Origin of the sequence: Leclercia sp. 119287 (assembly GCF_009734485.1) — a bacterium.
Classification (GTDB): domain Bacteria; phylum Pseudomonadota; class Gammaproteobacteria; order Enterobacterales; family Enterobacteriaceae; genus Enterobacter; species Enterobacter adecarboxylatus_C.
In genome coordinates, this window is the sequence record NZ_CP046445.1 from 2192216 (window position 1) to 2207650 (window position 15435).

General features: G+C 56.9%; 17 protein-coding genes. 3 read left to right on the plus strand and 14 right to left on the minus strand.

The window, feature by feature from the left end; all coding sequences use genetic code 11:
- The first annotated feature begins 2 nt into the window (after positions 1-2).
- Positions 3-1277: a tyrosine--tRNA ligase gene (gene tyrS / locus GNG27_RS10655; protein WP_142489245.1), complete on the plus strand. Its 1275-nt coding sequence runs from the start codon at positions 3-5 to the stop codon at positions 1275-1277.
- Between the two features lie 63 nt (positions 1278-1340).
- Positions 1341-2201 (plus strand): pyridoxal kinase PdxY, encoded by an 861-nt coding sequence (gene pdxY / locus GNG27_RS10660; RefSeq protein WP_142489246.1) that lies wholly within the window; start codon positions 1341-1343, stop codon positions 2199-2201.
- 86 nt (positions 2202-2287) lie between these two features.
- Here the strand turns inward: pdxY and gstA are convergent, their stop codons facing one another.
- From gstA to blr, 12 genes are all read right to left on the minus strand, one after another.
- Positions 2288-2893, minus strand: coding sequence for a glutathione transferase GstA (gene gstA / locus GNG27_RS10665; protein ID WP_156263643.1), 606 nt, complete (start codon positions 2891-2893; stop codon positions 2288-2290).
- Between the two features lie 108 nt (positions 2894-3001).
- Positions 3002-4510, minus strand: a complete 1509-nt coding sequence (dtpA, locus tag GNG27_RS10670; protein WP_156263644.1) for a dipeptide/tripeptide permease DtpA — start codon at positions 4508-4510, stop codon at positions 3002-3004.
- Between the two features lie 615 nt (positions 4511-5125).
- On the minus strand, positions 5126-5761 hold the full coding sequence (gene nth / locus GNG27_RS10675; RefSeq protein WP_142489249.1) for an endonuclease III: 636 nt from the start codon (positions 5759-5761) through the stop codon (positions 5126-5128).
- Entirely contained in the window at positions 5758-6444 is a 687-nt protein-coding gene (locus tag GNG27_RS10680) for an electron transport complex subunit E (protein WP_142489250.1), read from the minus strand. Before GNG27_RS10680 ends, nth begins: the two co-directional genes overlap by 4 nt.
- Before the next feature lie 2 nt (positions 6445-6446).
- Positions 6447-7067 (minus strand): electron transport complex subunit RsxG, encoded by a 621-nt coding sequence (rsxG, locus tag GNG27_RS10685; protein ID WP_156263645.1) that lies wholly within the window; start codon positions 7065-7067, stop codon positions 6447-6449.
- Positions 7068-7077: 10 nt separating this feature from the next.
- Positions 7078-8130 carry an electron transport complex subunit RsxD gene (gene rsxD, locus GNG27_RS10690; RefSeq protein ID WP_156263646.1) on the minus strand — a complete coding sequence of 351 codons (1053 nt, stop codon included), beginning with the start codon at positions 8128-8130 and terminating at the stop codon, positions 7078-7080.
- A complete protein-coding gene (gene rsxC / locus GNG27_RS10695; RefSeq protein WP_156263647.1) occupies positions 8131-10344 on the minus strand; it encodes an electron transport complex subunit RsxC in 2214 nt (737 codons plus the stop codon). It lies immediately after the preceding gene.
- A complete protein-coding gene (gene rsxB, locus GNG27_RS10700; RefSeq protein ID WP_142489254.1) occupies positions 10337-10915 on the minus strand; it encodes an electron transport complex subunit RsxB in 579 nt (192 codons plus the stop codon). The genes rsxC and rsxB overlap by 8 nt, the downstream gene beginning before the upstream one ends.
- A complete protein-coding gene (gene rsxA / locus GNG27_RS10705; RefSeq protein WP_142489255.1) occupies positions 10915-11496 on the minus strand; it encodes an electron transport complex subunit RsxA in 582 nt (193 codons plus the stop codon). Before rsxA ends, rsxB begins: the two co-directional genes overlap by 1 nt.
- A 75-nt stretch (positions 11497-11571) precedes the next feature.
- Positions 11572-12012 (minus strand): DUF2569 domain-containing protein, encoded by a 441-nt coding sequence (locus tag GNG27_RS10710; RefSeq protein WP_142489256.1) that lies wholly within the window; start codon positions 12010-12012, stop codon positions 11572-11574.
- Positions 12013-12096: 84 nt separating this feature from the next.
- On the minus strand, positions 12097-12312 hold the full coding sequence (gene ydgT / locus GNG27_RS10715; protein WP_032617854.1) for a transcription modulator YdgT: 216 nt from the start codon (positions 12310-12312) through the stop codon (positions 12097-12099).
- Positions 12313-12512: 200 nt separating this feature from the next.
- Positions 12513-12671 carry a division septum protein Blr gene (blr, locus tag GNG27_RS10720; RefSeq protein ID WP_185902423.1) on the minus strand — a complete coding sequence of 53 codons (159 nt, stop codon included), beginning with the start codon at positions 12669-12671 and terminating at the stop codon, positions 12513-12515.
- A gap of 245 nt (positions 12672-12916) precedes the next feature.
- On the opposite strand from blr, the gene GNG27_RS10725 reads away from it, so the two are divergent.
- A complete protein-coding gene (locus GNG27_RS10725) occupies positions 12917-13957 on the plus strand; it encodes an oxidoreductase (RefSeq protein WP_142489258.1) in 1041 nt (346 codons plus the stop codon).
- Between the two features lie 32 nt (positions 13958-13989).
- Here the strand turns inward: GNG27_RS10725 and add are convergent, their stop codons facing one another.
- Both add and GNG27_RS23870 read right to left on the minus strand, forming a co-directional pair.
- On the minus strand, positions 13990-14991 hold the full coding sequence (add, locus tag GNG27_RS10730) for an adenosine deaminase (protein ID WP_156263648.1): 1002 nt from the start codon (positions 14989-14991) through the stop codon (positions 13990-13992).
- A gap of 113 nt (positions 14992-15104) precedes the next feature.
- Positions 15105-15392 carry a tyrosine-type recombinase/integrase gene (locus tag GNG27_RS23870; RefSeq protein WP_197090581.1) on the minus strand — a complete coding sequence of 96 codons (288 nt, stop codon included), beginning with the start codon at positions 15390-15392 and terminating at the stop codon, positions 15105-15107.
- Positions 15393-15435: the final 43 nt, after the last annotated feature.

Genomic DNA, 15435 nt, shown 5'->3' on the forward strand with positions numbered 1-15435 from the left:
TGATGGCAAGCAGTAACTTGATTAAACAATTGCAAGAGCGGGGGCTGGTAGCCCAGGTGACGGACGAGGAAGCGTTAGCAGAGCGACTGGCGCAAGGCCCGATCGCGCTCTATTGCGGCTTCGATCCTACCGCCGACAGCTTGCATTTGGGGCATCTGGTTCCATTGTTATGCCTGAAACGCTTCCAGCTGGCAGGCCATAAGCCTGTGGCGCTGGTCGGCGGCGCAACGGGTCTGATTGGCGACCCGAGCTTTAAAGCCGCTGAGCGTAAACTGAATACGGCAGACACTGTGCAGGAGTGGGTGGATAAGATCCGCAAACAGGTCGCCCCGTTCCTCGATTTCGACTGTGGTGAAAACTCAGCGATCGCCGCTAACAACTATGACTGGTTTGGCGGCATGAACGTGCTGACCTTCCTGCGTGATATCGGCAAGCACTTCTCCGTTAATCAGATGATCAACAAAGAAGCGGTGAAGCAGCGTCTGAACCGTGACGACCAGGGCATCTCGTTCACCGAGTTCTCTTATAACCTGCTGCAGGGTTATGACTTCGCCTGTCTGAACAACCTGCACGGCGTGGCGCTGCAGATTGGCGGCTCCGATCAGTGGGGTAACATCACCTCCGGTATCGATCTGACCCGTCGTCTGCACCAGAACCAGGTCTTCGGTCTGACCGTTCCGCTGATCACCAAAGCCGACGGTACCAAGTTCGGTAAAACCGAAGGTGGCGCGGTATGGCTCGATCCGAAGAAAACCAGCCCGTACAAGTTCTACCAGTTCTGGATCAACACCGCGGATGCTGATGTCTATCGCTTCCTGAAGTTCTTCACCTTTATGGATCTGGAAGAGATCAACGCCCTGGAAGAAGAAGACAAAAACAGCGGCAAAGCCCCGCGCGCCCAGTACGTGCTGGCGGAGCAGGTCACCAAACTGGTTCACGGCGAAGAGGGCCTGGCGGCCGCGAAGCGTATTACCGCCAGCCTGTTCAACGGTACCCTGAGCGATCTGAGCGAAGCTGACTTCGAACAGCTGGCGCAGGATGGCGTGCCGATGGTTGAGATGGAGAAAGGGGCAGACCTGATGCAGGCGCTGGTGGACTCTGAGCTGCAGCCGTCCCGTGGCCAGGCGCGTAAAACCATCGCCTCGAACGCCATCACCATTAACGGTGAAAAACAGTCCAACGAGGAGTATACCTTCGTGGACAGCGATCGCCTGTTTGGCCGCTACACCTTACTGCGTCGCGGCAAAAAGAATTACTGTCTGATCTGCTGGAAGTAATCGTAAAAGCACAGGGGCATGGGAAACCATGCCCCTTTATTTTTTCAGGGTTGTGGTAAGAAAATGAAGAATATCCTCGCCATCCAGTCCCACGTTGTGTTTGGGCATGCTGGCAACAGCGCCGCTGAATTTCCGATGCGTCGTCTCGGGGCCAACGTCTGGCCATTAAATACCGTTCAGTTTTCCAATCATACGCAATACGGCAAGTGGACCGGTTGCGTGATGCCGCCTGCCCATCTGACAGAGATTGTTCAGGGCATCGCGGAGATCGACAAACTCAAGACCTGTGACGCCGTGCTGAGCGGCTATCTGGGTTCAGCCGAGCAGGGCGAGCATATTCTCGGGATTGTCCGTCAGGTGAAGGCGGCCAACCCGGCGGCAAAATACTTCTGCGATCCGGTGATGGGTCACCCGGAAAAGGGCTGCATCGTGGCGCCTGGCGTCGCGGAGTTCCATGTCCGTCATGCCTTACCGGCCAGCGATATTATCGCCCCGAACCTTATCGAACTGGAGATCCTCTGCGAACATCCGGTAAACAGCGTGGAAGAGGCTATTGCCGCATCCCGGGAGCTGATTGCCATGGGCCCGGAGATCGTGCTGGTGAAGCATCTGGCGCGCGCCGGCATTAGCCCGGACCGCTTTGAGATGCTGCTGGTGACCAAAGACGAAGCCTGGCACATCAGCCGTCCGCTGGTGGATTTCGGCAGCCGTCAGCCGGTGGGCGTAGGTGATGTGACCAGCGGCCTGCTGCTGGTGAAACTGCTGCAGGGGGCAACGGTGCGTGATGCGCTTGAGCACGTCACGGCGGCGGTGTATGAAATTATGATCGCCACGAAGAATATGCAGGAGTATGAACTGCAGGTGGTGGCCGCTCAGGATCAGATTGCGAAGCCGGAGCACCTCTTTAGCGCGACCCAGCTCTAGCATCATAATGCCCGGCGGCGCTGCGCTTGCACGGGCCTACAGGTTTTGTAGGCCGGGTAAGCGCCAGCGCCACCCGGCAAAAAAAATTACTTCAACCCTTCCGCTTCCAGCGCTGCCGCCACGGCAGGACGCTCCGCCATACGCTGCATATACGCGTCAATATGGCTTAACCCTTCCATATTCAGCTTCACGGCCCGCGCCCAGCCCAGAACGGTAAACAGATACGCGTCGGCAATGGTAAAGCGCTGACCGCAAATCCACTGCTCATCTTTCAGCGACTCGTTCACATACTGGAGCTTTTTCTCCAGCAGCGCGCGTACGGTCGGCTTGTACTCTTCCGGCGTATCCGGGCGGAACAGCGGGGTGAAGCCTTTGTGCAGCTCGGTGGCAATGTAGTTCATCCATTCGAGGGTCTTATAGCGGGCGATACTGCCGGTCGGGGCCAGCAGCTGGCGATCGGCAACGCCATCCGCCAGGTATTGCATGATGGCCACCCCTTCAGTCAGCAGGGTGCCGTCTTCCAGCAGCAGCGCCGGGACCTGGCCTTTAGGATTCACCGCGAAAAAATCATCGCCGTTTTCCAGACGCTTTTTCATCAGATCAACACCGTTGAGGGTGAAGTCTTTACCGCTCTCGCGCAGCGTAATATGGGAGGCAAGAGAGCAGGCGCCTGGTTTATAGAACAGTTTCATCGGTCACTCCTGTTTACGTAGGTTTACCCTATGGTAGTGCGGCACAGAATAAAAAAAAAGCCGCTAACGCACAGTTAGCGGCTTCAATTCAGTCGTTTCCCGATGACATTACGCGGCCGCGGTTTTGCTCGCTTTGGCGTTGATGTCGTCGTCCTGAGTCATGCGATTCAGTTTTGGTGCGGTCAGCATCATCAGCACGGCGATAACCGCGGTGGCGATACCAATCTGCAGGAATACGTCACCGTACACGTGCAGAGACAGCAGCGGATCGGTCACGTCAGATGGCACGGCCATCAGGTTTGCGATCTTACCGGCGATGATTGCAGCACCGGCAGTCGTCAGGAACCAGCTACCCATGATGAAGCCCATCAGGCGCTGCGGCACCAGCTGCGCAACCATCGCCAGACCCAGACCGGAGATCATCAGCTCACCGATGGACTGCAGGGCGTAGCTCAGGATCAGCCAGTTTACGGAAACGATACCCGCGTCGCTGGCGAATTTCGCACCCAGCGGCAGCACCAGGAAGGCGCCAGAGCACAGCACCATACCTACCGCGAACTTGTGCGGCATTGGCAGACGGTCACCCATCTTGTTGTAGATAGCGGCCAGAATCGGGCTACCCACCATGATCCAGAACGGGTTCAGGGCCTGGAACTGCTCAGGTTCGAACGCGATGCCGAGGATAGAGTGTTCAACGTTACGGATAGCGAAGAAGTTCAGGGACGTTGGCATCTGGCTGTACAGGACGAAGAAGACAATCGCTTCAACCATCAGGATGAAGGCAACAATCATCTTACGACGTGCTGCGCCCTGCATGGCAAAGGCTTCTTTAGCGAAGATGCAGACGATACCCAGCGCAACCACGCCCAGAACCGCACGCGCGATACCCTGGTTGTGCAGCAGCCAGGTGGCAACGGCAACCAGAATCACCACGCCGACGATGGTCGCCAGCAGTTTGCCCATTTGTACCGGCGCGAAGTCAGGTTTTGAACCGTAGTCCTTAACCCAGCTGCGGCAGAACAGGAAGTTCACCACGGTGATCAGCATTCCGACGAAGCTCAGTGCAAACGCCACGCTCCAGCCGAATTTCGCTGCCAGCCACGGGGTTGCCAGCATAGAGAAGAAGGAACCGATGTTGATGGCCATGTAGTACATGGTGAATGCGCCATCAAGACGCGGATCGTCTTTGTTATAGCAGGTCGAGAGCAGGGAAGATGGGTTCGCCTTGAACAGGCCGTTACCGACAGCGATAGTCGCCATACCCATGTACACCACACCGGCATCATGACCAGACCAGGCAACCAGACCGTAGCCGATCGCCAGAACGATGGCGCCCAGCAGAATTACACGTTTGGTGCCCAGCACTTTATCGCCCAGCCAGCCGCCAATCGCGACCAGACCGTACACCAGAGCACTGAAAGAAGAGAACAGCGTGATGGAATCAGCTTCGGACATACCCAGTTGTTTAACCAGGTAAACCGCCATGATCCCTTGCAGGCCGTAGTAACCAAAACGTTCCCAAAGCTCAATGGAGAAAATGAGATAGAACGATTTCGGTTGTTTGAAAGCGTTAAGACTTACGCTTTCTTCAGCTGGTTTATTGTTTGCAGTAGACACATATACCTCTTTTTTTACATCCCATATTAACGGGGGTGTTCATAGCGTGATGACCGTAGTCCGTCCGCTTTATAGTTATAGTGGGAGGGGAAACGGCGGGTAATGTTCACTATCCTGACCCATCTGGCAAGGTGTTTGTAATAACCTGTTACATATAACTCTCGCGCTATAATGCGCCAGAAACCTAAATGTTATTTAGCGTTAAATTTTACCGTTGCGTCTAAACTGGTTTTTTCCACTATCAGTTAGCGGATAAAATACGCAGGTGGCGATATGTTCTGCTGTAAAAGGGATTGTGCAGTGATATGGGCTAAGTTCTGAAATATATCCGGTCATATCTTCGGGTTATCAGGGGCAGTTTCTTGATGCAATAAGGCTTTATCGGGATTTGCTATACATAAAATTAACACCATGTGAACAGAGTGATCCTGATCACATTTATATAGAAAATTTCGCTGACGAAAAAACAATTAACCTGTTTGATTGTTATATAGCCGCACAATGCGCGAAAGACGAAGTTTGGCTTAGGTTGAAAAACTATGAAAGGTACTATCAGCAGGGAGTCATGCTTTCTGTAAGCAGTTTACATTATAAAAAAACCGTCGGTTGACGGTTTCAGAGGTCGGTTTTCTCTTTATATTCACAGAGATCTTCAATAATACAGGAGCCGCAGCGCGGTTTACGCGCGATGCAGGTGTAGCGCCCGTGAAGGATCAGCCAGTGATGGCAGTCGACCTTAAACTCAGCCGGAACCACCTTCAGCAGCTTCTCTTCCACCTGCTCCACGTTTTTGCCGGGGGCGAAGTTTGTCCGATTACTCACGCGGAAAATATGTGTATCGACCGCGATAGTCGGCCAGCCAAACGCCGTATTCAGCACCACGTTAGCGGTTTTACGCCCGACGCCGGGCAGGGCTTCCAGCGCGGCGCGATCTTCCGGGACCTCGCCACCGTGCAGCTCAAGCAGCATGCGGCAGGTCTTAATCACGTTCTCGGCTTTGCTGTTAAACAGGCCGATGGTCTTGATGTACGACTTGACCCCCTCCACGCCCAGCTCCAGCATCGCCTGCGGCGTGTTGGCAACGGGATAGAGCTTCGCGGTGGCTTTATTCACACTGACGTCGGTGGCCTGCGCGGAGAGCAGGACCGCAATCAGCAGTTCAAACGGCGAGGTAAAATTCAGCTCGGTGGTCGGGTGCGGGTTGTTATCCCGCAGGCGCTGCAAAATGGTTAAACGCTTCTCTTTGTTCATGAGGCCTTCTCAGGGATCCCTTCCTCTACGCTGCGGGCAGCAGCGCGGCGCTTACGTTTCTCATCGATCAGGTATTTTACCGCCAGCATCATGCCGAGGCCAATAAACGCGCCCGGTGGCAGCATCGCCAGCAGGAATGGCGTATCGGTGTGGAACACCTCAATGCGCAGGGCCTTTGCCCACCCGCCCAGCAGCGCGTCTGCGCCGTCGAACAGGGTACCGTTGCCGAGGATTTCACGCATCGAGCCCAGCACGAACATCGCCCCGGTTGCCCCCATGCCGATGGCAAAGCCATCGAGGGCCGAAATCAGCGGGTCGTTCTTCACCGCAAAGGCTTCGGCGCGGCCTACCACGATACAGTTGGTTACGATCAGCGGGATAAAGATCCCCAGCGACTGATAGAGGCCAAAGGCGTAGGCGTTAATCAGCATCTGCACGACGCTCACCACCGAGGCGATGATCATCACGTAGATCGGAATACGAATTTCTGACGGCGTCCAGCGACGCAGGGCAGAGATCGACAGGTTGGTCAGGGTCAGCACCAGCGTAGTGGCAAGACCCAGACCGAGCGCGTTGGTGGCAGTCGAGGTGACGGCCAGCAGCGGACACATCCCCAACAGCTGTACCAGGGCGGAGTTGTTTTTCCACAGACCCTGGACAATAACCTCTTTAACCTGGCTCATGATCACTCCTCACAGGCGGGCAGATTGTTAAGTTGCGCAGGCAGCGTTTGGGCATAGACACCCGCACGTCTAACGGCGTTCACCACCGCGCGGGGGGTGATGGTCGCCCCGGTAAACTGATCGAATTCACCGCCATCTTTCTTCACCGCGAACGCCGGATCGTCACTGCCGTGGATGGTTTTGCCGGCAAAGTGCAAAATCCAGTCGCTTAAGCGGGTTTCGATTTTATCCCCGAGCCCTGGCGTTTCGTGATGCTCGGTGACGCGCGTTCCCAGCACGGTGCCGGAGAAATCAGTGCCGACCAGCAGCTGGATAGCGCCGGAATAGCCGTCTGGCGCGGTAGCTTCCATCACGACGCCCACCGGAGCATCCCCTTTACGGGCGATAAAGATGCGGTGGGTACCTTTGCCTAATGGCGCAGCCTCAGCAAGATAACAACTTTTCTGCAGATCGTTATCGTAAAGCTCCGCCGGGATCACCTGGTCGAACAGCGCCTTTTGCTGACGGGCCGCCTGTTCGTCGATGGTGGATTTGGTCAGGCCGTTGACCAGTGCCGTCAGGCCGGTCAGCACCGCGGCAAAGACCGCCAGCGTCACGCCGTGTTTTTGCATCGTTTTTAACATGGCGAGTCCCTTAGCGATGGCCGTACACGCGCGGACGCGTGTAGTAGTCAATTAACGGTACGGTAATGTTGGCCAGCAGAACCGCAAAGGCCACGCCGTCCGGATAGCCGCCAAAGCTGCGGATCAGCCACACCAGCAGACCGGCCAGCGCGCCGAAAATCAGGCGTCCCCGGTTGGTGGTCGAGGCTGTCACCGGATCGGTCAGAATAAAGAACGCCCCCAGCATGGTCGCGCCGGACAGCAGATGGATCTGCGGGGAAGCCAGAGACTCAGGGGAGAATGCCCAGCCCAGGCCGGAACAGATCGCGAGAGTGACCAGGAAGCTCACCGGGATATGCCAGCGGATCGTTTTCTGCCACAGCAGGAACACTCCCCCGGCCAGATACGCCAGGTTAACCCACTGCCAGCCCGCACCGGCGAGCACGCCGCTGTAGATCGGGTACTGCAGGATCTGCTCCACGCTGTGACCGGCGTGCAGGGAAGTTTTAAAGGTATCGAGCGGGGTGGCCTGGCTGATGCCGTCCACGCCCATTCGCAGGGTGTTCATGTCCGCGCCGCTGGCGGTATGGCCGGAGAAGATCACCTGCAGGGCATCCATAAAGCCTGGCACGGTCGCGGCAATCTCATGCGGCGGCAGCCAGCTGGTCATCTGCACCGGGAAGGAGATCAGCAGCACCACGTAGCCAATCATCGCCGGGTTAAACGGGTTATGCCCGAGGCCGCCGTACAGCTGCTTGGCGATAATCACCGCGAATACGGTGCCGAGCACCACCATCCACCAGGGGGCGAAGGGGGGAATACTGATGGCCAGCAGCAGGCCGGTGAGCAGGGCGGAGTTATCCGCCAGGATTTTGCTCACCGCGATTTTACGCAGTTTGAGGACCAGAGCTTCCGCCACCAGGGCGCTCACACAGCCGAGAACGATCTGCAGCAGCGTACCCCAGCCGAAAAACCAGACCTGAACGGCGATGCCCGGCATGGCGGCCAGACAGACCAGCATCATAATGCGCGATGTCTGGCGCTGGTTGTGGGTATAAGGGGAGCTTGCGATTCTGAAAACCATTTAATCCTCGTTAACTGCCTGCTGTGCTGCTTTCTTCGCCTGAACGCGCGCAATGGCGGCGGCAACGGCCGCTTTGCGTGGATCGTCATTGGCTGCCGGTTCTTCTTCCTGTTGCGCCGCTTTGCGTGCTTTCGCACGGGCAATGGCGGCTTCGACCGCCGCTTTACGCGGATCGACCGGAGCGGGTTCTGCCGGTGTAGTGTCCGGCTGCGCCGCTTTGCGGGCTTTCGCCCGGGCAATGGCGGCTTCGACCGCGGCTTTACGCGGATCGACCGGGGTCTGTTCGATCTGAATATCGTCCGGCTGCGCCGCTTTACGGGCTTTCGCGCGGGCAATGGCGGCTTCGACTGCGGCTTTACGCGGATCGACCGGGGCAGCCTCGGCCTGCGCCTCTTCCGGCGGTACGGCTTTACGGGCTTTCGCGCGTGCGATGGCGGCTTCGACCGCCGCTTTACGCGGATCGACCGGGGCCGGCTCGGCCTGCGTCTCTTCCGGCGGTGCGCCTTTACGCGCTTTGGCGCGGGCGATAGCGGCCTCGACCGCGGCTTTACGCGGATCGGCTTCTGGTTGTGCGGAGCTGGTCTGTGCTTTTTCCGCCTGACGGGCGCGGGCCTCTGCTTTACGTGCTTCGCGCGCGGCAATGGCTTCGCTGTTATCCGGGCGTTCTCCTGCCGGGATCACCACATCCTGCGCGGCGGTAGCTTTCTTCTCGCGCACGCGCGCCAGGGCCGCATTAATGGCGTCCTGATCTTTCGCCGCTGGTTGTACCGCAGCCTTTTTATGGCGCTCCTCGCGGGCGGCTTTTTCGCGCTCAAGACGCTGCTGGCGGGCTTCAAAGCGCGCTTTCGCGTCGGCGGCGCGTTTCTCTTCCTGGGCGATGGCGTAAATTTCGGCCTTCTCGACGCGGAAGTATTGCACCAGCGGAATATTGCTCGGGCAGACCCAAGCGCAGGCTCCGCACTCAATGCAGTCGGCCAGGTTATGGGATTTGGCTTTGTCGTGGATCTGGCCTTTGCTGAACCAGTAGAGCTGCTGGGGCAGCAGATCCGCCGGACAGGCGTCGGCGCAGGCGCTGCAGCGAATGCAGCCTTTCTCTTCCTGCTCTTCGCCCATCTCGCTGACGGACGGCGCCAGCAGGCAGTTGGTGATTTTTACCACCGGAACATCCAGCCACGGCAGGGTAAAGCCCATCAGCGGCCCGCCCATGATCACCATCTGCTCCGCGCTCGGGCAGAACCCGGCCTGGTCCAGCAGATGACGCACCGGGGTGCCCAGTCGCGCCCAGACGTTGCCGGGTCGGCTGACGGCTTCACCGGTCAGGGTGACGACGCGCTCGGTCAGCGGCTCGCCGTCAACAACGGCGCGTTTTACCGCATAGGCGGTGCCGACGTTCTGCATCAGCACGCCGATATCTGATGAGCGACCGCCGTGCGGAACCTGCTTGCCGGTCAGGATCTGGGTCAGCTGCTTCGCGCCGCCGGACGGGTATTTGGTCGGGATCACCCGCAGGCTGATATCGTGGCTGCCCGCCAGCACCGCGCGCAGCATGGAGATGGCCTGCGGCTTGTTGTCTTCAATGCCGATCAGCACCTCTTTCGGCTGCAGAACATGGGCGAGGATGCGGATACCCTCGACGATCTGCGCGGCGCAGTCCTGCATCAGGCGATCGTCCGCGGTGATGTACGGCTCACATTCGGCGGCGTTGATAATCAGCGTCTGGATCTTATCGCCACCGCCCTGCAATTTGTTCCCGGTCGGGAAGCCCGCGCCGCCCAGACCGGCGACGCCAGACTGGTGGATTCGGGAAATAAGATCTTCACGGCTGTGGCTGCGGTAGTCGCTCCAGCCCTCACGTTCGATCCAGCGATCTTCGCCATCGGCGTCAATCACCACGCACAGCTCGGAGAGGGCGGAAGGGTGGGCCACGGTGTGCGGGGCAATCGCCGCCACGGTGCCGGAGGTTGGGGCATGAACCGGGAGCATACGTCCGCGTCCAAAGGTCAGCGGCTGGCCGCGCAACACGCGGTCACCGACCTTAACGCACAGCTCGCCCTCAGCACCGATGTGCTGTTTGAGCGGGATAACAAAACGGTTAGCCAGCGGGATCTGGCGCAGCGGCGTACCGCTGGACTGGGTTTTCATCTCCGGCGGATGAATACCGCCGTCGAAATCCCAGATCTTCTCTTTTCTGAAGGCAGAAAATAACTTAAACATGTTGTTCCACAGGAATATTGCGCACTGGAATGGTCTGAAGATCCCATTTCCAGCTGTCGGTCGTTGTCGCTACCGGGCGTAACTCAATGCACTGGGTCGGGCAGGGGGCGACGCAGAGATTACAGCCGGTACACAGATCCTCAATCACGGTGTGCATGGCGCGCGTGGCTCCGACGATGGCATCCACCGGGCAGGCCTGAATACATTTGGTACAGCCGATGCAGTTGGGTTCATCAATCACCGCCAGCATGCGAACCGGCTCCTGCGCGCTTTCGTCGCCGTCGACCGGCTGCGGGTCAACGTTCAGCAGCGCGGCGATCTTCAGCATCACCGCTTCGCCACCGGGCGCACAGCGGTTAATCTTCTCCCCGCCGTTGCCCACCGCCTCTGCGTAAGGACGACAGCCAGGAAAGCCGCACTGCCCGCACTGGCTTTGCGGCAGCAGCTCATCAATTTTTTCAACGATCGGATCGTCCTCCACCGCGAAGCGGCGCGAGGCGTAACCGAGTATGATGCCAAAAAGCAGCCCCAGAACGCTGATGGCTGCGACGGCGATCCAGATTGCATTCATTACAACTTCACCAGACCACTAAAGCCCATAAAGGCCAGAGACATAAGACCGGCGGTAACCAGAGCGATGGCGTTACCGCGAAACGGTGCCGGGATATCGGCGGCGACCAGACGTTCGCGGATCGCCGCAAACAGCACCATCACCAGCGAGAAGCCGACCGCAGCCGAAAAGCCGTACAGCGCCGACTGCAGAAAATTGTGCCCAAGGTTAATGTTGAGCAGCGCCACGCCGAGCACCGCACAGTTAGTGGTGATCAGCGGCAGGAAGATGCCGAGCAGACGGTATAACGCCGGGCTGGTTTTACGCACCACCATTTCGGTGAACTGCACCACCACCGCGATAACCAGAATAAAGGCCAGCGTACGCAGATAGGTCAGGCCGAGGGGGATCAGGATCCAGGTGTCAATCCACCAGGCGCAGATCGAGGCAAGGGTCATCACGAAGGTGGTGGCCAGCCCCATCCCCATCGCTGTTTCCAGCTTTTTGGATACGCCCATAAACGGGCACAGGCCAAGGAACTTCACGAGGACGAAGTTGTTTACCAGCACCGTGCCGACAAAGAGCAGTAAGTAATCGGTCATTATTCAGCCTGAAATAAAAAAGCCGCCTATTATCGGATAAACCGCGGCAGGCGACAACAGGTTAACTGTAAGGTTTTACGGGTTCACAAAGGTGTTCTTCACGCGTGCCGAACGCTTAAAGTAGGGCACAAACAGCGCGGTCATCAACAGAGGGAAGAGTAACTGACGCACCGCCAGCGCATCGGAGACGGGCGAAAACGCGAAGGCTTTTACGGCCAGTAATACGGAGACAAGCAGCCAGATAATATAGTGTTTAGGCACATTCCGACGACGCTTAAAAAAAGCAATGGTCAGCCAGAGCGTGTAGTACCACATGGCAATCGCAAAGGCGAAAGATAAAAACCACATGACGATATTAACGGTATTTTGCGCGCCCAGCGCTTTTAACGCGTGCGGCGTAATTAATGCCGTGGAGTAAAGTACCAACGCCAGCGACGTGCTTAATAATGCCAGCAGCAGCCAGGCAAGCGGAGCCAGTAACCAGCCGCCAATTCTTTCTCCAGCCTTTGTGGTCATGTTCTCTCCCGAAGTCAGTAACAGCGCGAACTGCAAATTAGCAGGGGCGAGAGTATATAACATTTCCGGGGAATGGCTACCCTCTTAGAGCACGTAACGCCACACCGACTTAGGGACTTCGCCAATGTTGAACAAACGCCCGCCAGAGACCAGCTCTGCGCGGCGATGATCCGCGGCGCGGTACATGCTGATAATCTCCTGGTTATCGCTCAGGCTGTAGTTCAGATGATCAAACAACTTTTCCAGACTTTCGAGGGAATTAATCTTGCGAAACTTTAATAAATAGTCCTGAACGGTCATATTAATAATTTTCCATATAAAAGGCGTGCTACCAAAGGAGTAATTCGGTCGAATAATAAACGGAACAAGAAAGACGTAAACATTTGCCGAAGCGTATCGGCAAAAATAAGAATTTTCTTTACTGGTGAAATCAGGCGTCGGCCGACGCCTGGCGATGAAGGTTAACGCTGTTCATGACGGCTGGCAATATGCAACTGACATCATATGTCACTATTTTTGATCAGTGCATGCGGCTTGGCTTGATTGACGCTATTGACCGGCTCCGGCGGCTGGTAGTTATCGATATGGCTGGCGATCCCCAGCAATATCACCGACACGCCCAGCACAATCCACCCCGCTAACTCGATAATTCGATTAATAATTGTCGTCATGATTCGTTATTTTGTTTTATCCATAAATACAGATTAAGAATTTTACAGCGCAGAATGCCCTTCGGCAAGCGCTTTGCAGTGATGTTTTGCGATTGTATTCAGCGAGTTATAATTGTTAATCAGAAATTACTGATTGCATGTATCGCCTTAAGGCGCGATACCCCGGATTAATCTATTGTGACCGATGAAGAGATGGTGTGAAATAGGCGTGTCAAAAGATGAGAGGCGACTTCATGAGCGATAAAATCCGTGTTGGATTAATAGGTTATGGTTATGCGAGTAAAACGTTTCATGCCCCGCTGATTGATGGCACTCCGGGGATGGAGCTGGCGGCAATTTCCAGCAGCGATGCGACGAAAGTGCATGCAGACTGGCCGACGGTCCCGGTGGTTTCCGAGCCGAAGCATCTGTTTAACGACCCCAATATTGATTTGATCGTTATTCCCACCCCGAACGACACGCATTTCCCACTGGCGAAAGCGGCCCTGGAAGCCGGAAAGCATGTGGTGGTGGACAAACCTTTTACCGTGACACTGTCACAGGCCCGGGAGCTGGACGCGCTGGCGAAAAGCCTCGGTAAACTGCTCTCGGTGTTCCATAACCGCCGTTGGGACAGCGATTTCCTGACCGTGAAGGCGCTGATCGCTGACGGTTCCCTCGGCGAAGTAGCCTTTTTCGAATCCCATTTTGACCGCTTCCGGCCGCAGGTGCGTAACCGCTGGCGTGAGCAGGCGGGCCCGGGCAGCGGCATCTGGTACGATCTGGCTCCGCATCTTCTCGATCAGGCCGTTAACCTGTTCGGTCTCCCGGTGAGCCTGAACGTCGATCTGGCCCAGCTGCGCCCCGGCGCGCAGGCAACGGACTACTTCCACGCTGTCCTGAGCTATCCGCAGCGTCGCGTGGTACTGCATGGTACCATGATGGCGGCAGCGGAATCTGCGCGTTATATCGTGCACGGCACCCGCGGCAGCTACGTGAAGTTTGGTCTCGACCCGCAGGAAGATCGTCTGAAAAACGGCGAGCGCCTGCCGCAGGAGGACTGGGGCTACGATATGCGTGACGGCGTGCTGACTCGCGTCGAAGGGGAAGAGCGGGTGGAAGAGACCTGGCTGACGCTGCCGGGGAACTATCCGGCCTATTATGCCGGTATCCGCGATGCGCTGAACGGTGACGGAGAAAACCCGGTCCCGGCAAGTCAGGCGATCCAGATTATGGAGCTAATTGAGCTGGGGATTGAGTCTGCGAAACATCGCGCGACTTTGTGTCTTGCTTAAAAAAATAAAGCCCGGCATCGCCGGGCTTTTTCTTATCCGCGTGCGACCTTGTCGCGTAACGCCTGCTTCTCGGCAGGGGTTAAGAAGGCCATCTCCAGGCCGTTAATCTGCGCCTGACGGATCTGCTCCCGGCTGAGCCCGGCCAGCGAAGCGGCAACCGTATACTCGTGAATAATATCCACCCCCTGAACCGCCGGATCGTCGGTGTTCAGCGAGGCCATCACCCCATGCTCAAGGAAAGTTTTCAGGGGATGCTGCGCCAGGGTCGCCACTGTGCTGGTCTGAATGTTGGAGGTCAGACAGGATTCGATCCCGATGCGCTGTTCCGCCAGGAAGTCCATCAGGGCACGATCTTCGACCGCTTTTACTCCATGACCGATACGTTCGGCACCCAGCTCGCGGATGGCCTGCCAGATGCTCTCCGGACCCGCCGCTTCACCGGCATGGACGGTAATGTGCCAGCCTGCATCCCGGGCGCGATTAAAGTGGGAGAGGAACAGACTGCCCGGGAAGCCCAGCTCGTCGCCCGCCAGATCCACGGCGGTGATATGGTCCCGGTGCGCCAGCAGAGCTTCGAGCTCCTGCAGGCAGGCGTCCTCCCCGAAGGTACGGCTCATGATGCCAATCAGGCGCGCTTCCACGTTAAAGGTCTTGCAGCCTTCGCGCACGCCGGCAATGACGGCTTCCACCACACCCGCGACCGGCAGCTGATGGGTCATCGCCATATAGCCCGGTGAGAAGCGGAGTTCGACGTAGTGCAGGCCGTTGCGTGCGGCATCCTCAATATTTTCGAAGGCGACCCGACGGCAGGCATCCAGCGAGGCCAGGACTTTTACCCCCCAGTCGAGCTTGCTCAGGAAGCTGACCAGATCCGGCTCGTTTTCCGTCACCTGCACGTGTGGGATCAGTGTCTCAAGGGTCTGTGCGGGCAGGGTTAAATTATACTGACGACCCAGGTCAAGGATGGTCTGGGCACGGATGTTGCCATCAAGGTGGCGATGAACGTCAGTTAACGGGAGGGTGGTATCAATCATGGTCGCACTCTTTATTAGTAGAAGTGCGAGCCATTATACTACAGTTAATTAACCTATAAAAAATGCTGACAAATTCAGATGCCTGCATAATGAAAGGGGCATATAGGGGGCAATCAGCCTAATTTGCTATTTAAAAGCTCCACCTGATCCCGGTCTTTATCACACATCCATTTCGAGTAAACTTTATACACCATACTGGCGTCTGCGTGTCCCATCTGACTGGCGATGAAAGAGGGGATCGCTCCCGCAGACAACAACCAGCACGCGTAAGTATGGCGAGACTGATAAGGAACGCGGCTGCGTATGCTCGCTTTTTTCAAGCCCTGTTTCCAGCTATAACCCAGAGCGTTTTTTGAATAATAGGGATTTGGAACGGCAAATTTTATCACCGGACGAAACACAAACCGTACTTGTTGCCGTTCAGTACTTGCATAAGCCCGATGG